The 24966-nt window shown below is 67.6% G+C and carries 12 protein-coding genes; 6 read left to right on the top strand and 6 right to left on the bottom strand.

Annotation, left to right across the window (positions count from 1 at the left end):
- Window positions 1–79 precede the first annotated feature (79 nt).
- Both tssI and B3098_RS10340 read left to right on the top strand, forming a co-directional pair.
- The gene (gene tssI / locus B3098_RS10335; protein WP_286895806.1) at window positions 80–8410 is read left to right on the top strand and encodes a type VI secretion system tip protein TssI/VgrG; all 8331 of its coding nucleotides are present in this window, start codon (window positions 80–82) and stop codon (window positions 8408–8410) included.
- A gap of 43 nt (window positions 8411–8453) precedes the next feature.
- Entirely contained in the window at window positions 8454–8957 is a 504-nt protein-coding gene (locus B3098_RS10340) for a hypothetical protein (RefSeq protein ID WP_279975366.1), read from the top strand.
- 11 nt (window positions 8958–8968) lie between these two features.
- Here B3098_RS10340 and B3098_RS10345 read toward each other — a convergent pair whose 3' ends face one another.
- The 6 genes from B3098_RS10345 to B3098_RS10370 are packed head-to-tail and all read right to left on the bottom strand — an operon-like array spanning window position 8969 to window position 17696.
- Window positions 8969–11275, bottom strand: a complete 2307-nt coding sequence (locus tag B3098_RS10345; RefSeq protein WP_286895811.1) for a phospholipase effector Tle1 domain-containing protein — start codon at window positions 11273–11275, stop codon at window positions 8969–8971.
- A complete protein-coding gene (locus tag B3098_RS10350; RefSeq protein ID WP_286895814.1) occupies window positions 11265–12047 on the bottom strand; it encodes a hypothetical protein in 783 nt (260 codons plus the stop codon). The genes B3098_RS10345 and B3098_RS10350 overlap by 11 nt, the downstream gene beginning before the upstream one ends.
- On the bottom strand, window positions 12048–12860 hold the full coding sequence (locus B3098_RS10355; protein ID WP_286895820.1) for a hypothetical protein: 813 nt from the start codon (window positions 12858–12860) through the stop codon (window positions 12048–12050). It abuts the gene before it with no gap.
- On the bottom strand, window positions 12853–13833 hold the full coding sequence (locus B3098_RS10360) for a DUF4123 domain-containing protein (RefSeq protein WP_286895823.1): 981 nt from the start codon (window positions 13831–13833) through the stop codon (window positions 12853–12855). Before B3098_RS10360 ends, B3098_RS10355 begins: the two co-directional genes overlap by 8 nt.
- A complete protein-coding gene (locus B3098_RS10365; protein ID WP_286895825.1) occupies window positions 13830–16703 on the bottom strand; it encodes a type VI secretion system Vgr family protein in 2874 nt (957 codons plus the stop codon). The genes B3098_RS10360 and B3098_RS10365 overlap by 4 nt, the downstream gene beginning before the upstream one ends.
- Before the next feature lie 57 nt (window positions 16704–16760).
- Window positions 16761–17696 carry a hypothetical protein gene (locus B3098_RS10370; protein ID WP_286895828.1) on the bottom strand — a complete coding sequence of 312 codons (936 nt, stop codon included), beginning with the start codon at window positions 17694–17696 and terminating at the stop codon, window positions 16761–16763.
- Between the two features lie 246 nt (window positions 17697–17942).
- On the opposite strand from B3098_RS10370, the gene B3098_RS10375 reads away from it, so the two are divergent.
- From B3098_RS10375 to tagF, 4 genes are all read left to right on the top strand, one after another.
- A complete protein-coding gene (locus B3098_RS10375) occupies window positions 17943–18797 on the top strand; it encodes a M15 family metallopeptidase (RefSeq protein ID WP_286895831.1) in 855 nt (284 codons plus the stop codon).
- A complete protein-coding gene (locus B3098_RS10380) occupies window positions 18794–20155 on the top strand; it encodes a hypothetical protein (RefSeq protein ID WP_286895833.1) in 1362 nt (453 codons plus the stop codon). Before B3098_RS10375 ends, B3098_RS10380 begins: the two co-directional genes overlap by 4 nt.
- Window positions 20156–20218: 63 nt before the next feature.
- Window positions 20219–23983 carry a type VI secretion system membrane subunit TssM gene (tssM, locus tag B3098_RS10385; protein ID WP_286896054.1) on the top strand — a complete coding sequence of 1255 codons (3765 nt, stop codon included), beginning with the start codon at window positions 20219–20221 and terminating at the stop codon, window positions 23981–23983.
- Entirely contained in the window at window positions 23980–24963 is a 984-nt protein-coding gene (gene tagF, locus B3098_RS10390; protein WP_175125526.1) for a type VI secretion system-associated protein TagF, read from the top strand. Before tssM ends, tagF begins: the two co-directional genes overlap by 4 nt.
- Window positions 24964–24966 lie beyond the last annotated feature (3 nt).

Here is a 24966-nt window from a genome sequence, read left to right on the forward strand (position 1 = left end):
GGGCCACGCATGAGAGGGCCTGTCCCTTCCGGCGCACCCGCGCGCCTCTGGCTCCGCCAAACGAATACCGCCCAGCCCTATGAACGCCTCGCCTTCCAACGCCCCGGCCTATTCCACGCTGAACATCGCCACCCTGTCGCAACAAGCCCGCTTGCTGCGCCTGACCACCGCGCTTGATGCGGAACTGGTCATCGAGCACATGAGCCTGTCCGAGGGCGTCTCGCGGCTGTTCTCGATGACGCTCGACTGCCTGGCGGCCAGCGCGGAACTGGACGTGGCGGCCTTGCTGGGCAAGGAGATCACCGTCAGCCTGCTGCAGGCCGATGGCACGATGCGGCACTGGCACGCGGTAGTCGAAGGCGCCGACGCGCTGGGCGCCGATGGCGGCCTGGCCCGTTACCGCCTGCACGCCGCGCCGTGGATGGCGGCGCTCGCGCTGCGCCGCGACAGCTTCATCTATCAGGACCTGTCGGTGCAGGACATCGTCAGCGAGGTGTTTTCGGATTATCCCCAGGCCGCGTTCGCCTTCGAACTCACCGAAGCGCTGCCGCCCCGTGCGATCTGCACCCAGTACCGCGAATCGGACCTGGCGTTCGTGGAGCGCATTCTGGCGCAGGCCGGCCTGTGCTACAGGTTCGAGCACCAGCAGGACGATGGCGAAAGCGCCGGCGGCGGCGCACGCCACCGCGTGGTGATCTTCGATGCGGATGCGGCGCGTCCGGAAGACCCGGCGTCACCCCTGCGCTTTCACCGCAGCGACGCCACGGAAACCAGCGACAGCATCACGCGCTTTTCCGCCTCTCAATCCGTGCGCCCGGGCAGCGTGGCGCGCGCGGCGTGGAACGAGCGCTCGTTGACCGCGCATGCCGCGCAGTTGCAGTCGCAGGTGGTCGTCGAGGCGCTGCCCGTGCTGGAAGACTATGACTACGCGGGCCACGGCCAGTACGCCGACGACGATGCCGCCGAACAGAGCGCGGCGCGTGCGATGCGCGCGCACGAGTCGCGGCTGGTGCGCTTCGAGGGCGCCGGCACGGCCCGCTCGCTTGCGCCGGGCCGGGTGTTCGCGCTGAGCCAGCATGACCGTTATGCGCAGGGCGGCGGCAAAGAGGCCATCGATGAGCTTGCCGGCAACCGGTACGTGTTGCTCGACGTCACGCACGAAGCGACCAACAACCTGGGCGGGCAAGCCGCGCAGGTCCTGAACACGCCGGACATGGAGCGCGGCACCTATCGCAACCGCTTCCGCGCGCAGCCGGAGGCGGCAGCGCTCATGCCGGCCTGGCGCGCCCGCCCCACGGCGCCCGAGAGCCTGGCCGCCGTGGTGGTCAGCGCCACCGACGCGCCCATCACGTCCGACCGCGACCTGCGCGTGAAGGTGCAGTTTCCGTGGCAACGCGGCGAGAAGCCGTTGACGGGCGGCCTGCCGCATCGCTCCCATGGCGACGCCAGCGGCAACGCGCCCGGCGACGACCGGTCCGGCACTTGGCTGCGCGTGGCCAGCGCGCAGGCCGGGCCGAACTGGGGCGCTCATCATCTACCGCGTGGTGGCACCGAAGTCATCGTCGAGTTCATCGACGGTGATATCGATCAGCCTGTCGTGGCGGGCCAGCTATACAACGACGCGGATCTGCCGCCCTGGTCCGCGGGAGAGAACGGCGACGCCAACCACGCGGGCGTGCTCAGCGGCTGGCATAGCCAGGGACTGGACGGCGCCGGCCGCAACCAGTGGGTCTTCGACGACACCAAGGGCAAGCTGCGCACGCGCCTGGCAAGTTCCACCGCCGCCACGCAACTGGGCCTGGGCTATCTGGTGGAACAGGGTCTGGACGACGCCAGCCGCGGCCAATGGCGCGGCACGGGCTTCGAACTGCGCACGGACGCCTGGGCCGTGCTGCGCTCGGGCCAGGGCCTGCTCGTGTCGGCCACGGCACGCGAGCAGGGCAAGTCGACACAGGCCGATATCAACGAAGCGCTGCTGTTGCTGCGCGGCGCGCAGGACGCCTCGCGCCGGCTCAACGACAGTGCGGGCCAGCACCAGGCGCGGCCCCTGGCGGCCGCCGAGGGCTATGACGATCTCATCAAGGCGCTGGATCCCGAGCAGGACGGCCGCTACGCCCGCCAGGTCAATGGCCAGGCGGCCGGCAAGGCGATCAACGGCCAACGCACGGCCGAGGCCGACATCGAACGCATCGACGGGCCGCACCTGCTGGTCGACGCGCCGAACTCGCTGAACCTTGCCACACCGGCCAGCGCCGTGCTGCATGCGGGCGAACACCTGCATGCCACCGCGCAGTCCGATGCCCATGTCGCGGCCACGCAGACGTATGCAGCCGTCTCGGCCAAGTCCGCCAGCGTCTTCGCGCAGCAGGGCCCGCTGCGCGCCATCTCGGCGCAGGCGCCCGTCTCCCTGCACGCCCACACCGACATCCTGGAAGCGCTGGCCGGGCAGGACATCACCGTGACCTCGTCGGCCGAAGGGATCGAGATCCTTGGCAACCAGCGCGTCACGTTGCAGGCCGCCGGCGGCAGCGTCACGCTCGATGGCGCGGACATCGTGTTCAAGGGGCCCGGCCTGTTCTCGGTCAAGGGCGCCACGCACAACTTCGTCGGCCCCGGCAGCGACGCCGCCAGCCTGCCGGCCCTGCCCAGCACGACGGTGGATGATCCGCTCATCGTCAGCGCGGAACTGGTGCACAAGGACGGCGTGTTCGCCACCGCCGCCAAGAAGACCGGTACGAGCCTGATGGCGGGCTTTGGCGGCGCGGCGGGTGCTGTGGGCGCGGGCGGTGGCCTGGGTGGATTGGGCGACATGGTGCCGAGCGGCTTGAGCGACCTGGGCAAGACCGCTGCGGGTGCAGCCGGCAAACTGTCGCAACTGGCCGGCCAGGCCAATGCGCTGGCCGGCATGGCAAAGAATCCGATGAGCGCGCTGTCAGCCGCCCCCGGGCTGCTGGGCAACGCCAGCCCTGCCGTCGGCGGCCTGCTGACTACGGCGAAGAACACCATGGGTATGGTGTCGCAGGCGCAGGCCATGGTTGCCAACCCCATGTCGGCGCTGCCGGCAGCCAAGGGATTGCTGGGTAGCGTGGCGCCCGGCGCGGGCGGCCTGATCGACGGCGCCGCTTCTGCTGCGGGCGCGGTTTCCAAGGCGGCTGAACTCGTCAAGAACCCCATGTCCGCCCTGCCGGCCGCCACCGACATGCTGGCTTCCGTCGCACCCGAAGGCGCGTCGAAGATGATCAGCAGCGCCGCCGGATTGGCGGGGATCGGGAGCGGCGCTGGCGGAGCGGGCGCCGGCGTGGCGGGGGGATTGGGTGCTGGTGCTGGTGCTGGTGCTGGTGCTGGTGCGGCTGTTGGCACGGCGGGTGAAGCGGCTGCCCCAGCCGGTGTTGCCGATAGCGCGCAAACAAGCGCAGGCTCGACACCCGCGGCAAGCGCTGCTGGTGGCCCTGGCGCCACGTCTGGCGGGCCTGCCGCTGCAGGCGGCGCAAGTGCCGCAGGAACTGCCGAGCAAGCATCAGCGACCTCGCCGACTGAAGCGGCTGGCCCCGCGTCCGCTGCACCTGCCGGCGGGGCAACAGCGGCCGGAACGCAAGGCGCGCAAGGCAGCGCAACTGCCGCGCAGGCGTCGCAACCCGCTGCGGCATCGCCCGCCACCAACAGCTCGGCCCCCACGGCGGACGCCGCTGCGTCGCCTGCATCGGCGCCGAACTCCGCACAGGCTTCCGCCGAGGCTTCGGCGCCTGCCTCTGCTTCGGCATCGGGTCCCGCTTTGGCATCGGATTCGGCTCCGGCAACGGCATCCGCATCCGCACAGACAGCAGCATCGGCGTCGTCATCGACTTCACCATCAGCGGCTGAATCGGCCGCATCTGCGCCGAATGTCACGTCGGCAGCCGCTGACGCGCCCTCCGCAGCGCCGACAGCGTCCGCCAACGCAACGCCAACGCAATCCGCGACGACACCAGCCACTGCCTCGAGTTCCGGCGCGGCGGCAGGCAACGCAACTGCCGCGGCAAACGCTTCCGCCTTTTCTGCCACGGGCGCGGCGGCAGGCGTAGCCGCCAACGCCCTGCCGGCCGGGGCCGGCGCGGGGCTGGCTGCCAGCACTGTCGGAGCAGGCAAGGTCGCAGGTCTGACCGCGGGCGGGGCGGGCGTGAATCCGTCCGCGGCGGCCATGAACGCCGGCGCGCAATTCGCGAGTCCCGCGCTTGATGTCCAAGGCGCGGGCTCGGCGGCAGAGCTGCCGCTCGCAGCGGTGGACCCGTCTAATGGCGCAAGCATCGCGACGCAAACCATCGAGCGTTCGCCAGCAGCGATCGCCGGAGCAGGTCTCCCGACCGGCGTGACAGATGCAGGCATTGCAGCGACTACGCCAGCGGGAACGTCGGCAGCATTCGCGGGCGCGGGTCTCGCGAGCGACGCCGCGGGTGCGAGCGCAACAGCAAGGCCCGTTCTGGATGCAATGGGCGCAGCGGCTGGCGCGACGATGGCCGCAGGCGTTGCCGCCGGCACGATTGGCGGCAAGGTCCAAGCCTCGCGCGAGCCCCAGCCGAGCGCAAGTGGCGCGCGTGCAGCCACGGACGCCCCGGATTCGGAAACGGCTGCTCCGTTTGCCGCCACGGCCGCAGCGAATTCGGCGAGTCCGGCGGACTCCGCTTACGCCGCAGACATCAAGCGCTCCGTCCGGCCAGAGGACGCCGTCTCTCGCTTCGACGCCCAGCCGTCCCTGCTCGCCGGCTTTGCCAACGTCGCGTCTTCGGGCGCCCGCCAAACCAGCGCACCGATCGCGTCTGCTGGCATGCTGGCGACATTGGCCCACGCGATGTCGGCACAAGCGTCGTCGCATGCCGACAGCGAAGGCGTCAGCCGCCGTGCCGATGAGGCCCACACCGCCGATGCACCGCGCAGCGCCGCGACCGGCTCCGCTGCCTCCATTGCGAACCCCGACCAATACGGAACGCCGACACAGGGCGAGGCAACGCCCGCCGCGCACGATCGGCATTCCGAATCGAAGACAGCCGCGCTGTCCGCGCTGGCCCTGCTTGCCGCAGGCCGTTCGGGACAGTCCATCACAGCCGCCGCGCCGTCCGCGCGCGCACAGGCAGGGGACGGTTCAGCCACGCTCCCGCACGCTTCCCACGACGCCAAGACCGGCAACGCGCAATCCGGTTCTCACCGCGACAACACGGCGAGCACCACGGCGCTGCCGAATGCGGCCCTGCTCGCCTCATTGGCCGCGGGCGCGGGCAGCCTGCTTGGCACAACTGCGTCGGCAGCCGGCCATGCCGGCCCGCTGACCTCCGCGTCCACGGTGGAAGGCGGCCTGCCCGGCGCTTCGGATCTTCCCTCCATGGCTTCGCCTTCTGGCAGCGCCGCGTCCGGAATATCCGCCAGCGGCGCCATGAGCGGAGACTATTCGGCGGCCGTGTCTGCGCCGGCACAAGGCGGCGCCGCTGCCGCGATGTCCTCGACAGGCGCATTCGCGCAGCATGCGCCCTCGGCCTCCGCGCCTGACGCCGTCATGAGCGAAGCGACGATGCTGCCGGCAACCGATGTTTCATCCGCCTCCGCGACGTCCCTGCCGCAAGCCTCGATGCAAACGCCGGGCTTCGTGCCGGAGGCCGGCACGGCAGGATTGCCGCAAGGCGCCGGGTCACCGCAAGGAGCGGGCTTGCCGCAAGGCGCCGGGCTGCCGCAAGGAGCCGGACTGCCGCAAAGCGCCGGGCTGCCCGATGTGCAGCCGTCGGCCGGGGCAGGCATCGCGGGGACGAGCGCCGCCGTCGGCGCGGCCTCCGGCGGCAACGCGACGGCAGGCACGGCGCCGGCCGTGGGCTCAGTCGCCGGGGCCACGGCAGCGCCGGGCGCTGAAGTGTCACCGACCGTCGGGTCTTCCTCCGCAAGCATGACGGGAGCCCCAGGCGCAGACGGCACGATGACAGGAGCGGGCGCGGGCGCGGATGCTGGCGTTGGAACAAACCCTCAAGCGGGCGGCGCAGCAGGTGCTGACGTTGGTGCTGGTACTGGCGCTGGTACTGGCGCTGGCGCGGGCGCGAGCGTTGGCACAGCCGCAGGCGCTGGTGCAAGCACTGGCACGTCTACAGGAGCCACCGCGGGTGCAGGGGCAGGAGCAGCCGCAGGCGCCGGGGCAACCGCAACCGCAGGCACAAGCACCGGCACCACCATCGGAACCGGCGCAGCCGCCACCCCCACCTCCCCCCCGGGCGCCACACCCCCCATCAACCACCCCTCCGCCACGCCGACCGCGTCGCCCACCACCACCGTCTCAGGCGCCACCGCCCCGCCTACCGCCGTCACCCCGGCCGGGAGCCCTGACGCTGTCCTCGGCAGCACGACGGCGCAGGCGGCGGGCATGTCCGACAGCGCGCCCGCCACGAGCGCCACCGACCTGTCCGCCGCGGGCGGCGCAGGTGCGGTGGCGAGTGCGGGCGCGGCAACGGGCGCAGCCGCCGCTGCGGGAGGCGGCGGTTCAGGCGCTGCGGGCTTCGGCGCGCTGGCGGCCGGCGGCGGCCTTGCCGCCGTTGCGCAGCAGGCCAGCGCCGCGTCCACGGCAATGGCCGGCGCGTCCACGCTCCTGTCAGGCGGCGTCAGCGCCAGCGTCGGCGCCGCCATCGTGCCGGTCATGACGCAGGCGTTGAACGCGGCCGGCGACCGTGCCGCCGCGCTGGGGTCCGCCGTCGACACGCTGTTCACGCTGCCCGACGTCAAGCAGGCCAACATCCCCGCCGTCGCGGGCGCCATCCTCAGCATGCCGGGGCTGTCGTCCTCGTCGGTGCCCGGCGTGATCGGCGCCATCCTGCAATCGCCCACGCTGGCCACGGAAACGCTGCCGAAGGTGGCCGAGGTGCTGATGAAGATCCCGGGCGTGGCGGAATCGCCGCTGCCCCAGATCGCCCGCGATGTGCTGGACACGATCGGCCTGGGTCCGGTCGCACGCACGCAGGGCACCAACTTGCCTGGCGGCATGCCTCCGATGGGCGACGCCGGCCGCGTGGTCCCGAGCGCATCCACCTATCGCGGCCGTCAGGACGGCGCGCGCCTGCAATACGTGAACCTGGAACGCGCCGACGAACGTTGGAACGATGGCAACGCGCTCACCACCACCGAGCGGCAGACCCGGCGCCCCCGCATCCACGTGGAATTCAACCGCCCGGGCGCGCACCGCTTCACCATCACCGTCAAGCCGGATACCGGGAACATCACGTACTCCAGCCGCGAACGCGGCCGCCGCGCCAGCTACCAGGAACCGCACACCAACCCGCGCAGCTACGTCACGGATGCCGACGGCACCCGCATCGTCGATGACATCGACCTGCCCGCCGCCGGTCGCAACGTCTATCTGTTCGAAGTGCGCGACGAACGCGGCCAGCTCATCAAGACCGAACGCGTCGAGACCGCCCGCCGGCTGTACGTGCAGGAAGTCATGTGCATGAGCACCCGGCCGGCCAACCATCTGGCCGACGTGACGCCCGTCACCGCGGAATTCGCACTGCACGGCATCGACATGATCCAGCTGCCGCGCCTGCAATTCCGTGGCCGCTCGGCGGTGGACGCGGCGGACCACGTGGACTCGCAGCAGGCCATCATGGATGCCGTGCGCCGCGTGTACGCCACCTCGCCCGGCAAACAGCGCGAGCCCTACACGCTGGTGGTCTGCCACGTGGACAGGCTGGCGGCGCCCGGCACCAGCGGCGACATGCGCCTGCCCGTGCCCGCCGGACCGGGGGGCCGCGTGATGACGGTGCCCATCGTCAACGACGACCGCACGCTGGCCAGCCTCTGGTACGAGTTCGACGACAGCGACGACTGGCTCGTCCACGCCCGCTACATCTATACGGACGCGTCGGGCGCGGAACGGTCCATTCCCATCCCGCGCCACCTGATGACGCCGCTGCCCGAAAGCTCGGGCGCCGTCTTCTCCGTGAGGGTCGACCTGACCCAGATTTCGTCCACGCCCCTGAACGGCGTGCTCAATATCCAGTTCAACACGGTGGCCGCCAGCTACGCGGGTCTGGCCATCACCGGGACCAACCTCTTGTTCGTGTCCACGCTGGATCCCTACGTCCCCAACTCGCAGGCCTACCTGACGGAAACGCTGGCCCACGAAATGGGCCACCTGCTCGGCATGGTGCCCAGCGGCCCCGATTGGCCCGGCCTGCGCGACGAAGACCCGTCGGCCGACGATTCCAAGCTGGATCCGCCGCAGCACTTCTACTACAACATGGGGGGACACTGCTACTTTGGCCTGCCCAACCGCAATGGCCAGTACAGCAGTGAGATCGGGCAATGCGTGATGTACGGCATCACCTGCGCCAACATCCACTTCTGCCCCAGTTGCAGCAAAGCCGTGCGCAAGGTGGACTGCTCGGAAGGCTGGACCTCATTCTGACGACGCGCCCCTGATCCCCTTCGCCCTCTGAATCGACACCAACATGCCCATCATGACCACCGACTGGATCGAACCCGCCTCCTTTGCCTCGGTGCCCACGCACTCGCAGCAGGAGCACGCCTGCATGCCGCCGCTGCAAGGCTACGACGCGCAGATGCGCATCGCCGCGCCCTCGCGCGTGAAGATCCGCGACGGCAGCACCCTGACGATTCCCATCTGCGCGCGCGGCATCCTGCCCGTGATCGACAATCCGCAACTGCCGCGCTTCGTGGCGAAGGATACGCAAACCGGCAAGGTCTACCGCGGCGTCGCCTTCAATTACGTGCGACCCAAGCTGCCCAACGTCTCGGTGGATCCGCGGGAAGGCGGACCGCGCCCCCCGAAGATGGCCCTGCCGCCGGGCATGACGGTGGAAACGCGCTTCACCACCGACATGGCCGGCGTGCTGCATTTGCCGGCCACACCGGCCACGTACGAGGTCTACATCGAGGCCGAGGACGTGAAATCGAACACGGTGACGATCGAGGTCGAAGACGGCAAGAAGTGAACGGCCCCCGTTCAGGGCCGCGCAGGCGTCATCTGCCGGATGTTCTGCTCGTTGCGCGCGGCCATTGCCTCCACCTTTTCAGCGTTCTGCATATCCTTGGCGCGCTGATCCATCTCGGCCTTCGCATCGGTCTTGCCGAACACATCCTTGTCGCGCACACGGAAATACATCCGGGTGCTGGCCAGCAGATGATCAGGCCAACTGCTCAGCATCGCGTCATGCACCAGCCAGTCGAACAGCGTCATGACCTTGGGCGGCAACTGCGTCTTGCCATCGCGCGCGTCACGCCAGGCGGTCAGCAGACGCTGCTGCATGGCGCGATCAGCCTTCATGTCGGCAAACGGGTCCGGCAGCGACTGAACATAATCGGCGTCGCCCGGCTTTTTGCCGAGGCGCATGTTTTCCATGGCGATCGCATCCTGCTCCCACCGTTCCATGGTGCGAAGCTGCTCGGGGTGGTTGCGTTCCATGTCCTGCCGCCGCTGCTCCGTCGCCGCATCCTGGCGCTCGGCTTCTTCCAGGCCCTTGTACTCTTCTTCCAGGCGCTCCCACAGCGGCAGGAAGCGCTGCGGCGGCGCTTCGCCGCGGCTGGCATTGGCGCGCTCGCGGCGCTCGTTGGCAAGTGCTTCCAGTTCCCGCGCACGCGCCGTGGTCTCGGGCTTGGCAAGCTCCTCGCGCGAAAGCATGCTCAAACGCCTGCGCTCTTCTGCGAGCTCCTGCTCCGGCGTGAAGAAGTCCCGGTCCTGGATCCACGCTTCCGCGGGGTCCGACATCCCGGCGCGAAACACGGGGTCCTGATAACGCACCGCCAGCCAGCGCAGGAAAACTTCCATGTGCGGCGCGAAATCGCAGCCGGGTTCGTATTTGACGATCTCCCGGTAGGCGTCGACCAATTCCTGAACGTGATAGGTCTGGCCTTCGTCTTCGATCGAGCCGGCCAGGCTCAGCATCCGGTAAAGCGCCAGATCCCGGACCACCAGGCTTTCCATGCTATGCATTGCGGCGCCGTGCGCGAGCGCCAGGTTCATCATCTCGCGCAAGGGAACCCGGGATAGCGATGCGCGAGTGCCCAGTGACCCCAGAGGGGCCACGCCGGTGACATCTCCGCTCGAGCCGGGATAGAGATATTGCAGACCACGCGTCTTTTCCAGGGAATCCAGCCGTTGATTGCGGCGCAGTTCATGCGCCGCTGCGAAATGCACGGCCTTCTCCACAGCGGCGGGTACGGTCAGAGTGCGGTCCTTGTGCGTCTGTTTGATCAGATCCGTGAAGGGGATGAATTCGAGGAACCAGCTTTCTTCCATGATGGAAGCGACACTGTCGAACAGCCCCAGGAACCGGATGACGATCTTTGCGTCCGGCGCACCATCTTTTCCCGGGATGGCCAGATCCGTGTCGTGGCGGCGCTTGTACTTCTTGACGATATCGTTGATGAACTGCTTGGCGATCACCCCGCCACGATCGGCGCCAAAAACGCAGATCTCGATACGCACGACTTTTTCCGTGCCCGAATTCTCCGCCTGATAGGCCTGCTCGAACTGACGCCTGGCCGCGTCCAGACGCGTATCAACGCCCGTTCCCATCAATTCGGCGACGGCGGCATTGTCCCGGACGACCGGCACGCCTTCCAGCAACGTGGCCTTGGCGGCGTTCTTGCCCGCAGTCCAGGCAACCTTCAGCGGATTCTTCTTGAAATCCGACCAGAAGCCGCGAACGGTGGCCTTTGTGCGATTGCGGATTCGCTCGGGATCCAGGGCATTCCAGATTCTTACCGTCTTTTCGGGAAGCGACTGGACGTCTTTGACGACGTCCTTGTATGCCTTCACCATCGGGTGGAAGGACCCATCCTTGATGGATTGCTTGACAGCCGATTTTGCGCGCCCCGAGACATCCACATCGGGCACTTCATCAATACGCGTAATGTTCTTCGCGGCATCCTGCGCACTGGAGACTGCCTTGTCGACCATCTTGCCGCCGGCAAGCGTAAGCGCGCTGACGAGGATATTTTCCTTGGCGCCCTCATTAAGATCGATGCCAAGGCCGGAATAGTAAAACCCATACCAACGTTGTTTGTTCGTGACGGGCTTGTTGCCTGCGTTGTAGTGCGCCATCCACAACCGGCTGACGTTGGACAGGAACGTGGGGTTTTCCTTATCCAGATCCTTGTTCCGCCCGAAGCCGTCGAAGAAGAATCCCATCCGCAATGTGATTCCGCATTCCGTGCAGGAGTCCTTGGGATAGGCCGCCTCATTCTCGGCCATCGCCTTCAACACCGATGCGGGAGTTCTATCCTGTTCCGGAAGCTGATCACTGGACATGCTTTCCTCCCGCCGGCTTGCCGGTCGCCTTGATCCGCGCAATCTGCTCTTCCGACAAGGCGGCCACGGCGCGGCCAAAGTCGCCGGGCTTGCGGTCTGGGGCGTTCAGCACCGCCGCCACATCGGGGTCCTTGCCGAACTCGGAAGACACAATGAAGTGCAGATACATATAACCCCGCAAGTCTTCGGCGTCTTCAAGTCGATAGGACATCCACGCCTTTTTGGTGACCCTGGCAACTTCGTTGGCCAGATAGCTTGCATCCTTGTACCCCACAAGCTCGTCACGGTATTTCCCATACAACCAGCGAGTGGTGTCGACGATCGGAATTCTGACTTGCCCTTTCAACTCGCGGCTCAAGGCGAGCTCCATGTGCTCATCCGGATAGATGTGCAACTCCAGAATCAGCGATCCATCCCCTTCGGGCACTTTCGTGGCGGGGAAGTGCACCGTCGTTTCCTTCTTGAAGAGCATCTCCTCGAACTTGTCGTCGAACAGGTGTTTGCGGAGCACGTCGGGGTCGCCTCCGCTCCATTTCACCTTGAATTCCGTACCCGAAAACGTATAGCAGCAAGAGACGCTTCCTTCGCCGCCGCCCGATGGGAGCGTGCTGGAACTTGCCACGCGACCCGATGCATCGCTGATGCGAACGGGCTCCAGGTTCCATGGCGTGTAGTTGTACGTAATGAAGCTCACCCCCTTATAGGTAGGTTCGGCATTGCAGCCCGCCAACAGGCCCAGCCACAGCAGTACTCCGATCAAACCCTTACGCATTCATTGCTCCCGAGTTGTCCCGCCATACCCACTTCCAACATTCTTATCTCCACGTGGTGCACCAGCCGCCTTCAACTGCGCGATCTTCTCTGCCGGCAACGACATCACCGCGCTGCCAAATGCGCCGGGCTTTCGAGCCGGGTCCTTCAAGAGGGCCGCAATCTGCGCGTCCTTGTCGAAATCCGAAGCGACGACAAAATAGAGATACATGTAGCCCCGCATGTCCTTTTCGTCCTCAATCCGATAACGCGTCCAAGCCTGCTTTGTCACCTTCGCGAGCACATACCTCAGCTCGTGAATGCTTCTGTAATTCTCGAGTTCTTCCTTGTGATGCTTGTATAGCCAGCGCGTGGTTTCAACGATGGGAATCCTGACTTGCCCCAACAGTTGACGGCTGAGGGCCAACTCCATGTGCTCGTCCGGATAGATGTGCAATTCCAATATGACGGGTCCGTCGCCCGGAGGCGGCCCCTGATCTTGCAGACGCGCCTTCGTCTCTTTGGTGAAGATCACGTCATCGAACTTTCCGTCGTACATATGCTTGCGCATCAAATCGGCGTCGCCCCCTCTCCACTTGATCCTGAAGTCAGTACCTTTCAGCGAATAGCAACACGAGACGCTTCCTTCGCCACCCCCTGATGGAATCATGCCGCTTGCGGCCACACCGCCAAACGCATCGGCTATTTGAACGGACTCAAGATCCCAGGGCGTGTAGTTGTAGGTGATGACGCTCACCCCTTGATAAGTGGGCTCTGCGTTGCAGCCAGTCAACAGGCCAAACCAAAGCAGCATGCCGGCCAGTGCTTTACGCATCGCCGCGATCCCTCCCCGCCCGATGCACCTCATCCCACACCGCATCCGGCACCGCTTCCAGCGCTTTCGCCAGCCCGCCCTCTGCGCCAGGCCGATAGGCGCGCAGCCCGTCGGCGATCAAGGGGTGCTCATCGAAGCGCGGCGAGATCGCCACGCCCCAGGCGACGTAGTCGAACGTGTCCTTATCTCCCGCCACGCCGTGCGCGCGGGCACGTTCCAACTGCTTCTGCACGCGGGGCACCAGCGTGTCCTGATCGGGATTGCCGGGCAGCATGTCTGGATAAAGCCGGCGCAACTGCACCGCCAGTTTGTCGGGGTAGTCCAGGTCGAACAGCATCTGGTGCTGTTCAGGCGAGAATTTTTCGATACCTTCCGGCCGTGCGGCGGGCAGCCTGCCCGCGCCCGGCAATTCAGCCAGCGTGCCATCGCGCAGCGCGTAGCGCAGCGTGACGAACGGCCCGGCGAATCGCGCGCGCTGCTCTGGCGTCCAGACCTGCAACACGCGCGCCAGGATGCGGCTGTCGTACCAATGCAGGAAGAACTCGCTGGCGTCGGGCAAGGCGTAGTCGCAGAACGGCCCGAAGTGCGCGATCAGCTTCTCCAACGGCGCCGCCGACGCGAAGCTCATCATCGCGTATCGGCCGCCGGAACGTTCGTGCAGGGCTTCCAGCACGCGCACCAGCACGGTGCTGAAGTCCCCATGGCGCGGCCCTCGCAGTACGCCTTGCGACGCGCCGTCCACTTCGATCAGCAGCGGCGCCACGTCGCCATAGATGTCCAATCCGGTCTGCGCCCACACCGATCCGAAACTCAGGTCTTCGGTGGCCGTCAGCCGCGCCAGCAGGTCCGGATGGCCGCGGAAGTCGACGATCACATAGGCGCGCGCGGCCTCGCCATACGGGCCGCGATGATGGGGCAATTCGGCGAACGTGGACAGCAGCGCGTCCTGCCAGGAATATTGCATCGCCGTCATGCCTTGTCGGTGATGGACTGCACGCTTTCCTGAGCGTCAAGAATGCAGGTCTTGCAGACGGTGAATTGCGGGAACGGATACGGCATCTGCGTCGGGCCGGCGAACTGCTTGTTGCCGGTCTTGACGTCGATGCGCCCCGGCGCCGTCACGGTGATGTTGCCGCCTTCGATCACGATGCTGGCACCCGCCGCATTGGCGATGCGGATGCGCTGCGGCGACGCGTACTCGATGCCCGCGTTGGCGCTGACCATGCGCAGGTCCTGTTGCGCCTGCACCGTCAGCGTGTCGTGCTGAGAAATGACATCGACCTCGCCGGTGCCCGCGATCAGGTCCAGGCCGGATTCCGCGCCGCCTGTCTGCACGCCGGCCACGATGCCCAGCGCCTGGCCGGTATGCACACGCAGCGAACCGATGACGGCCAGGTTGTGGTCCTGTCCCGACGACCAATGCACGAGCTCGCCGGCCGCCACCTGGACATTGCGCCCCGCCGCCTGCGTCAGCCCTGCGCGTCCCGCCATCAGCACCAGCGGATCGGTCAGGTGCGGCACCTTGCCGTCGACGACTTCGGTGTGCTTGGCCGACGCGTCGCCGGCCGCGCCGCCCACGGCCTCGCCCGCGACGGTGCCAGACACCGCGTGCGTCATGGCGGCCAGCGGCGCGCGTTCGCCGTCCAGCCGGCTCGCGCTGGCCGAGGCCGTGCCGCGCGCCGAGGCCAGCCGCACGCCCTGATGGGCGCCGATCACGCCGTCGAACGACTGCGCCATGATGTCGGCCTGCCCGGCCAGCGCCAGCGGCCCCGCCGAATCGCCCGCGGGCTCGCTGCCGGCGGCGGTGTAGGTGGTCAGCAGCACGCCGCTCCCGCCGCGCACCGCGCCAAACGCGTCGGTACGCAGTTCCGCGCCCACGCCGCGCACGTTGCCGCGATAGTTGCCGCTTTGGTGGATCAGATGGCCAAGATTCAATTCGCTGGCCGCCAGCGAGGATTTGATCTGCATGCGCAGCTGGCCATCGCTGTCGTCGAACACGATCTGGTTGTAGCCGTCGCCGCCGAATTCCTTGCTCTTGAAGCCACTCAACGCGGCTGCGTTGCGGTGCTGATCGTCGCCGCCGGCCGCGCCGTGCCACGCCGGCGCGTTGCCGCTGGCCAGGTTGGCCTGCGCGCTGGGTTTGCCGTCGATGGCCGCCGCGTACACCTCGGTGTTCATCGGCTCGCCCGCCTTGCCGCCGGGCGTGGACGGAATGCCGCCCTCGCCGCGCCCGTTGTAGAGCGCGCCCACGACCAGAGGCTGATCGATGTCTTCGTCCAGGAATCGCACCAGCACTTCCTGCCCGATGCGCGGCACGAAGCTCATGCCCATGCCCGCGCCTGCCTGGCGCTGCGCCACGCGCGCCCATCGGCTTTTCGCCAGGCCCTCGCCGTCGGATTGCCAATGGAAGCGGACTCGCACGTCGCCGCGCGCGTTGCGATGGATTTCGTCTTCACCGGTGGCCTCGGTCGCGCCGTCGGCGCTGGTGACAATGGCCGTATGGACGCCGACGGCGGACGGCGCCCCCGCGAGCCTGGCGCCGCGTGCCGCAGCGGGCAAGGCGCGCCACGGGCGGTCGCAGCGCACCGCGCAGAACCGGTTGGCGTAGCCGACCTCGTGCGCGCGCGCCATCACGGCCGCCTCGGGGCGCCCCACGCCGATATCGGCATCGCCGTGCACCGCATGGCCGTCGTCCTCGGCCTCGTCTTCAAAGCACAGGAAATCGTCCAGCGCGCCCAGCCTGTTCGCCAGGCTGGCGTCGTTCTGTCCGGGAAGATTGTTCACCCCTGCGTGCTCAACGCGATCCAGTGCGAAATTCGGCTCAAACCCGGCCTCGCCAGAAGGCCCCAGCGGCGACATCTCCTGCAGCGTGAACCGCGTGCCCGAGCGGAAGGTGCGCACAGTGCCGCGGCCGACAAAGGTCTCTGCGCTGGCCTGCGCGGCCTGCATCAGCAGGTTCGCCTGAAATTGGGCGTGCGCCTGGTTCAGCAGCCCGCCGTGTCCCAGCGGCTCGAACCATTCCAGCGCCCGCTCGTCCGCGGCGTCATCGGCGGGGCCGGCCAAGGCCTGCCCGGTGATGGCGTGCTTGCCGCTTTCATGCCAGGCCAGCACCGTCACTTTCTCCACGGTGCGGCGCATGCGGCGCGCGATGGCCTGCACGCCGTCGCGCGATTCGCTCGCATGAGCGCGCTGGAACCGTACGCCCGCACCCGCCGATTCCGCGTCTTCGGCCAGACTGCGGCTGTCGGCGAAGATCAGCACCGCGTGGCGCGACGGTGCGCTGTCGTCTTCGACGGTGGTCCAACCCAGGCCGGCTTCCGCGAGCAGGCGCGACAGAAAGGCGTAATCGGTTTCACGGTACTGCGTGGTGTAGGGCCGCGCCGGCAGGCCGGCCAGGTGGTCCTCCACATCGGAAGCCACCTTGTAGGTATAGCCCTCGTAGCTGTCCAGCACATGGCGCACGATGTCCAGCACCGGCTGGTTCTCGTAGATGCGGCTGTCGCGCCGCTGCGTGGCAAGCCACAGCCAGGGTGCGAGCGTCAGGCGATACCGGGCCATGCCCGCATTGCCGCCCAGCATCTCGGCGGCACGCACCACGCCGCTGCGGCCGGCCTCGGTGCCGTCGGCGCGCGTGGTCCACAGCGTGGCGGGCCGCGACACCATGTCGTTCAGATCCAGCGCGGCATCTTCGGCCAGGGCCACCACGCGCATTTCGCTCAGCGTGGACAGGCCTTCGCGCGCGACCCAGCCTTCGACCTGCAGGGACGACATCGCGCCCTCGCCATCAAGCCGGAAAAGACGGGACTCGGCGCTGAAACTGCCGTTGCTAGCGTTGACAGCCATGGAAGAAAAACCTCATGGGAACGTGGGCGGCGCCGGCATCGTCGAGCCGGCAAGAATTCAAGGTTCGATATTGGCCTGCGGGGTCGGGCATTCCGGAGCGGTGCCCCATTGACCCGCGCAGACGCGCAGGCGGCATTGTTCACCTGCGATGAAGCTCAAACGGCGGCATTCCTTCAACCGCTCCGACAACGGCGAACCCGGCATCTCGCGGATGAACACGCCGTCGGACTTGTAGACACGCGTGCCGGGCGGTGATGCAGGCGGCAACCCGTAGTCCATCAGCGCCGACAACAGCGCGGCATCCTTATCGGCGGTCTTGGCGCTTTTGCGCGGAGCGGCGGGCGCGGACTTCACCGCGCGAGGCGCACCGTCGCCCGACGCAGCGGCGCCCGGCGCAGCGGCGCCCGACGCACCGTCGCGTTGCGCTAGCCGCTCCGCGGCCTGCCGCGTGGGACCCGGCGCCGCCGCGGTTGCGAGCGAAGACGTGGCGGCGGGCGCCGATGATGGCGTCATCGCCAGCATGGACAAGGGATTGGCCGGCTCGCCAAGCGGTTCGGGCTCGTCGCGGCCCAGGTCTGCGTCGCGCGCAGGCGGCGACTCATCAATGATCGTGGCGACGTCGGGTGTTTTTTCCAAAGTGCCGAGCGGGTTGCTGCCCGAATCCGGCGACGGCGACAGTGCGGCTTGCTGCGGGGTTGACGGCGCGGGCACCGGCGTGGGCACCGGCGCATTTGCAGACGCGTTCGCAAGCGCAGGCGCGGCGGCAGGCGCCTGCGCCGGTGCCCGCGCCATCATCGACGAAGCGTCGTCTTCATGGATCACCCAGACGATGCCGCCCGCCAACAACAGCACCAGTAACAGCGCGGTCCAGCGCCGCGCGCGCGAACGTCGCGGCGTTGCCATGTGTTTGACCTCGGCTTCCGGCGCGCGTCCTTCCAATGCGGCCAGGATTCGCGGCGAGTCGGCCTCGCCACGCGCGGCAGTCGAGGTCATCAGCAGACTCGGCGCGGTCATCGTAGGGCGAGCTTGTTCTTTCTCTTCTGCCATGCGGGTTCCCGTGTCAGCAGGAGGCGTGTGCAGCCCCCCTGTAACCAAGCCCGCCGAGAATACCTGATCGACCCCTTTCAGACACCGATTCTTGTTACGATTTCTAAGCCTCCGACGCGGTTTGCAACGCCGGATCGCTTGCCTCATGCACGGATAAAACAAAAGATTACGCCTTCACATGAGGGACCTGCCTTGTTGCTGCTTCTGCCCCTGTATTTCTTGCTGGCGGTGGGCGTCTCCGCTCTCCTGTTTTTTCCCGCACTGCGCCAAGGCGCCGTGCGGGGGATGCGCGCCTGCGTAGCGGGCGTGGCACGGGGCGCGACGCGTGGCGCGAACCAGGCAGGCGGCGCCGTGGGCGGCACGGCCGGCGCGATAAGAAAAGGGTTCGGCGCCTCGTTCGAGTGGGTCGGAAGGTACCGGTGGCAGGTCGCAATCGGGCTGACAGTTGTATTGCTTCCGTCACTGTTTGCTTTCTTGATGCGACACAATCACACATTCGTTTACAGCGCCTCAACCAGCGGTCCGGACCGCCGAATCCAGGCATTGCTTGAGGGCGAAAGACTGGTTCCGCCCGCCGCCCTGCCCCCTGAAGCATTCACCACCCGCGAAGTCGAACAGGTGCGTCCGAAGCTGGGCGGCGCCAGCCGCAACTGGGATCTGCTGGATGCCGATTTCCGCCAGCGGCTGTTGCTGGCGTATCGCATCATGCGCGAACAGCACGGCTATGAAATGACCCTGATCGAGGGCTACCGCAGTCCCGAGCGGCAGGATGAACTGGCAGGCATGGGGTCGCACGTGACGAACGCCGGCGCCTTCCAAAGCTATCACCAGTTCGGTCTGGCCGCGGACAGCGCGTTCTATCGCGACGGCAAGATCGTGATTTCGGAAAAAGACCCCTGGGTCATGCGCGGCTATGAGCTGTTCGGCGAGACCGCCGAGCTCGTCGGCCTGACCTGGGGCGGACGCTGGAAGATGATGGACTTCGGCCACGTGGAGCTGCGCCGCCCCGGCGTCATGCAACGCGCACGGGAGGCCGCGAAACAATGATTCGCGTGCTGAAGAAAGGCGGGCTTGTCCTGGCCCTGTTCGCCGTGGTGTGGCTGGCCGTCATCATCTGGTGGCAGGAGTCGCGCACGCTGCCCACCGGCGTGGACATCGGGTTGTACCTGTTTGCATTGCCGCTGGGCATCCTGGCCGCGATCTGGATCGGTGCGCGCATGGTGCGCGTCGCCCGCGCGCCCAAGGCGGCGCCCGCACAGGCGCAAACGGAAACGCAATCCGACGCGCCGGCCCGCCCCGCTGCGCTGCGGCTGGTCGCGGCCGCCGCGCGCGCCGCGCCGGGCGAGAATGTCGCGGCGATCGCCGAAGCGCTGGCCGAGCAGAAGCGGCCCGAACTCGATGCGGAACTGAAGACGCCGCAGGGCTATCCGATTTTCGCCGCGCGCGTGGCCGGCATGGACGACATGGCGCTGTATGCCGCCGCGCGGGACCGGGGCGCGCCCGCTGACGCCCTGGCCGCCGCCACGTTGCGTGTGACGGCCATGCTGGCCGATGTCGCACAGGTGCTGACGCATGAGGCGCACGCGCGCGCAACCGAGTTGGACGTGCCCGCGCGCGAAGCGGACTGGCCCCGCCTGCACCTCGACGTGGTCTTGCCGGCGGCGTGGTCCGAAGCGGCGCGCCACCGCGCGCTCGCGGCAGTGCGGTCGGCTGCGGGGGCCTGGCCCGATGCGCGCATCCACACCACCGAACATCCCGCACGCGACGGCATGGCCACCGACCACCTGCTGCGCCAGATCGCCGCCGAGTCAGCTAATGCCCACGCCGAACCGCAATGGCGCATCCTGCTGGCCGGCGATGGCTATATCGACGCCGAGCAGGTCGCCCATTGGGACAGCCTGACCACGTTGCTGACGCACGCCAATCCGCAGGGCCGCGTGCCGGGCGAAGCCGCCGCCGGCCTGCTGCTGGCGCCGCCCGATGCGCAGGCCGAATTCCACGTCACGCTGTCGCCGCTGCTGCAACGGCAGAAAGCAGCCGACGCGCGCGGCGCCCTGGCCGAAGCGCCGCTGGCGGACCTGGCGCGCGACCTGCTGCAAGCCGCCGCCGTGGAGCCCGGCGCCGTCGGCCACATCGTCAGCGATGGTGATCACCGCGGCGCCCGTCCGCTTGAGCCGCTGAACGTGGCATCGCAGGTGTTCGACCATCTGGATGCCGCAAAGGACTGCCAGGCCGTCGGCATGACTTGCGGCCACACGGGCGCGGCGGCTTCGCTGCTGACGCTGGCCGTGGCCTGCGAAACGTGCCTGCAATTCGACCAGCCCGTGCTGACCCTTACCCTGCAAGACCCCGCATTGCGCGCCGCCGCGCTGGTCTCCCGACCGGCCGCCAGCGCCACCGCCTGACCCAAAACAAAAGCGAAAACCATGCGTAGCCCATCAGGATTGCTTTCTCGATTTTCCAGCGCCATGAGCGACGTGCGCTATTGGAGTGGACGCGTATTCGCCAACCCACGCACCTTCATGCTCATCGGCCTGATCGCGCTGATCGTCTTCCTGTTCCTGTTCGCCGACACGATGCAGATCGCCATGACCTGGGCCGGCGCGGCGCTGGGCGTGCTGCTGCTTCTGTGGCTCTGCGTCTATCTCTGGCGCCGGCGCCGCACGCGGCGGGCCAACCAGCAGTTGGGCGACATGCTGGAACAGCAGGTGCAGACGGGCGCGGCCGCCAGCCCCGCCGCCAACCGCAGCGAAATCGAGGCGCTGCGCACCCGCCTGACGCAGGCGGTCCGCACCATCAAGACCTCCAAGATCGGCCAGACCTCCGGCAACGAGGCGCTGTACGAGCTGCCCTGGTACATCGTCATCGGCAACCCCGCGGCGGGCAAGAGCAGCGCCGTCATCAATTCGGGCCTGCAGTTCCCGTTTGCCGACAAGAACGGCGCCGCCGTGCGCGGCGTGGGCGGCACCCGCAATTGCGACTGGTTCTTCACCACCGAAGGCATCCTGCTGGACACCGCCGGCCGCTACTCGGTGCACGAAGAAGACCGCAACGAGTGGATGAGCTTTCTGGACCTGCTCAAGCGCCATCGCCCCAAGGCGCCGATCAACGGCATCATCGTGGCGGCCAGCATCAGCGAGCTGACGGACGCGGGCCCGGAATTCGCGATCAACCTGGCCAAGAACCTGCGCCAGCGCGTGCAGGAACTGACCGACCGGCTGGAAGTGTTTGCGCCGGTCTATGTGATCTTCACGAAGGCTGACCTGATCGCGGGCTTTTCCGAATTCTTTGCCGATGCCGACGCGCGCGAGCGTGACCGGGTCTGGGGCGCGACGCTGCCGTACGGCGCGGACGAAAGCCGCGACGTGCTGACGCTGTTCGACGAGCGCTTCGACGAGCTGTATGAAGGCCTGAAGGAAATGGGCACGGCCCAGATCTCGCTGCGCCGCAATGCGGCCCTGCCGCCGGGGCTATTGACCTTCCCGCTGGAGTTCGCGGGCATCAAGCCGGCGCTGCGCACCTTCCTGTCCACGTTGTTCGAGACCAACCCGTTCCAGTACAAGCCTGTGTTCCGAGGCTTCTACTTCACCAGCGCATTGCAGGAAGGCGCCTCGCGCAGCACCTCCACCGACAAGCTCGCGGCGCGCTTCGGCTTGCGGCCGGCCTCGCGCGAAGCGGCGCGCAGCGTGACGTCGCACAACGGATTCTTCCTGCGCGACCTGTTCTCCAACGTCATATTTGCCGACAAGAAGCTGGTGCGCCAGCACGCCAGCCCCAACAAGGTCCGCATGCGCTACCTGACCTTCTTTGGCCTGGTGCTGGCGCTGGGATTGGTGCTGGGCGGCTGGAGCTGGTCGTATCTGGGCAACCGGCAACTGGCGAGCAATGTGCAGGCGGATCTGGACAAGGTGGTGCGCCTGCAAAGCGAACGCACCGATCTGCAGAGCCGCCTGGAAGCCATGGAGATCCTGCAGGATCGCATCGAGCAGTTGGACCGCTATTCAACAAGCCGGCCGCTGTCGCTGGGGCTGGGTCTGTACCAGGGCGACGTGCTCAAGCAGCGCCTGCTGGCCGAGTACTACAACGGTCTGCGCCAGTTCATGCTGGTGCCGGTCAAGGCCAGCCTGGAAGACTATCTGGGCCGCGTGGACGTGTCGCAGGCGGCCGCGGGCGGCGCGCCGCGTACGGCGCCGCCGCAGGCTCAGCCGGTGAGCGCCAATGCCGGCAACACGCTGTTCCAGGACGCCTCGCCCACCAACGTCGACGACGCCTACAACGCGCTCAAGACGTACCTGATGATGGCAAACCGCGAACACGTGGATCCCACGCATCTGTCCGACCAGATCACCCGATTCTGGCGCGGATGGCTGGAAACCAACCGGGGCGCGATGCCGCGCGACCAGTTGATCCGCAGCGCCGAGCGCCTGATCTCGTTCTACGTGGCGCGAGCCGCCGATGCGGACTGGCCGCAGATTGAAACCAATCTGGCCATGGTGGAACGCACGCGCGGCAACCTGCGCAGCGTGATGCAGGGCATGCCGGCGCGCGAGCGCGCCTATGCCACGCTGAAGGCGCGCGCCGCCACGCGCTTCCCCGCGATGACCGTCGCCCGCATCATGGGCGAGGCCGATGCCGCGGTCGTGGCGGGCAGCTACGCCGTGCCGGGCACGTTCACGCGAGAGGCCTGGGAGCAATACATCGAGCCGGCCATCGGCGAAGCCGCGCGCCGCGAGGTGCAGACCAGCGACTGGGTGCTGGGCGTGAACGCGCGCGACGATCTCACGCTGGAAGGCAGCCCCGAGCAGATCCAGAAGAGCCTGGCCACGATGTACAAGACCGAGTACGCGCAGGAATGGCAGAAGATGCTGCGCGGGGTCACCATCAAGCCCTTCACCAGCTTCGATCAGGCGGTGCAAGGCATGAACCGCCTGGGCGATCCGCAGAACTCGCCGCTGGTCAAGCTCATCAATACCACGTACGAACAGACCTCGTGGGACAACCCGTCGCTGATCAACACCGGCATCACGCAGGCGCAGACGGGCGTCGTCGCCTGGTTCAAGCGCGTGATCCTGCGCCAGGGCCAGCCCAAGCCGGCCGAGGCGGCGCCCGGCGGCGAACAGATCCCGATGGGCCCGGTGGGCCGCGAATTCTCCGACGTGGCGCGCCTGGTGGTCCAACGCGACAACCAGTCGCTGCTGGACAATTACATGAACGCCCTGTCCAAGATCCGGACGCGCTTCAACCTGATCAACAACCAGGGCGATCCCGGCCCGGGCGCCCTGCTGCTGATGCGCCAGACGCTGGAAGGCAAGGACTCCGAACTGGCGGACGCGCTCAAGCTGGTGGACGAGCAGATGCTTGCCGGCCTGACGCCGGCACAGCGCGAGACGCTGCGCCCGCTGCTGGTGCGGCCGCTGATCCAGGGCTACGCCGTCGCCATGCAGCCCGCGCAGACCGAGCTGAACAAGGTCTGGAACGCGCAGGTCTATCAGGGCTTCACGCAGAACCTGGCCGACAAGTATCCGTTCTCGACCAAGGCCGGCATCGAGGCCAGCAGCGAAGAGATCGCGCAGGTCTTCGGTCCGCAGGGCAGCATCGCCAAGTACGTCAATGAGACCCTGGGCCCGCTCACCGTGCGCCGCGGCGACATCCTCACGGCCCGCACGTGGGGCGACATGGGCATCGACCTGCAGCCGTCGTTCACCGCGAACTTCGCGCAATGGGTGGCGCCGCTGTCGGGCGGCGCAGCCGGATCAGGCGCGGCCAGCCAGCCGCAGACGCTGTTCCAGATCCAGCCCAAGCCTGCGGGCGGCGTCACCGAGTACACGATCGAGATCGATGGCCAGCAACTGCGCTACCGCAACACGCCGCCGCAATGGGTGAACTTCGTGTGGCCCAACGCGCAGGGCGCACCCGGCGCGCGCATCACCGCCACCGCCTTTGACGGCACGGTGATCGAAATCGTGAACGAGCCCGGCCGCTTCGGCCTGGAACGCCTGATCTCGGGCGCCCAGCGCAAGCCCAACCAGGACGGCAGCTTCGAGATGAGCTGGACCAAGTCCAACATCACCGTCCCGGTCCGCCTGCGCATCATCAGCAATACCCAGGCGGCCAGCGCAGGCGGCGCCGAGCCCGGCAGCCAGGGCCTGCGCAACCTGCGTCTGCCCGCCACGGTCGCGGGCTCCTCCCCTCAACCTTCCGTCGCATCGACGGCTGCCGGAGTGCAGCAATGAGCAATCCGCAGTCCCCCATTTTCCGCACGGCCTACTTCGGCAAGATTCCGTCGCGTGGCGACTTCGTCAAGAACACCTCGCACCCGCAGCTGATGGCGACGCTGGACGCCTGGGTCGCCAACACCATGGAGATCCTGGCGCAGGATCCGCATTGGAAGACGCTGTACGACGAGGCGCAGCCGGTGCCCTTCGCGGTGCTGGGTTCGCGCGGCAAGCTGGCCATCGCGGGCCATCTGCAGCCCAGCCGCGACCAGTCCGGACGGCGCTTCCCGTTCATCAGCGCGACCTCGGTCGAGGTATCGCGCCCGCTGGACTTCATTGCGCGCAGTCCGCTGGCCTTCAGCCGGATGTGGAACCGCATGGGGGCTGCCGCGTCGCAGCTCATGCAGGAAGGCGACCCCGCCGATGCGTTGCAGACGCTGAACGGCCTGGAAGGCGAAATCCGCACCGCCGCCGACGACGGCTTTGACGCATTCATCGACCTGCAGACGCTCGAGCGTGTGGAAGCGATGCTGCGCAGCAACGGCCACGCCGCCAACATGCACGACATCGTGCTGGCGCTGGGCATCCTGCTCACGCCGGTCATGTCCAGCGGCTCGTCGCAGCTGGACACCGGACTGGCGCTGCCGCTGCCCGACGACCCGCTCTACATCAATCTGGTGGCAACGTACTGGATGACGCTGATCGCGCCCTTCCTGAACCGCGCCGACTTCGAGATCGCCATGTTCATCGGCCATATCGCGGGCAAGCACCGGCTGGTGGTGGGGTTTCGCGGCGCGTCACCGCAGACGCTGGCCACCCTGCTGTCGACGCCGCAGACGCTGTCGCAGCACTACATCATGCTGGACGCCGCCCCCTGGGTGCGCGACCACGTCAGCGCCAGCCACGGCCTGGCCAAGCTGTCGAGCTATCTGGATCAACAGCGGCTGTCCCTGCGCCAGGCGCTGGAGACCTACCGCGAAGTCTTCATCGGAGCCTAGGAC

This window comes from Achromobacter sp. UBA2119, from assembly GCF_002331005.1.
GTDB lineage: Bacteria > Pseudomonadota > Gammaproteobacteria > Burkholderiales > Burkholderiaceae_B > Achromobacter > Achromobacter animicus.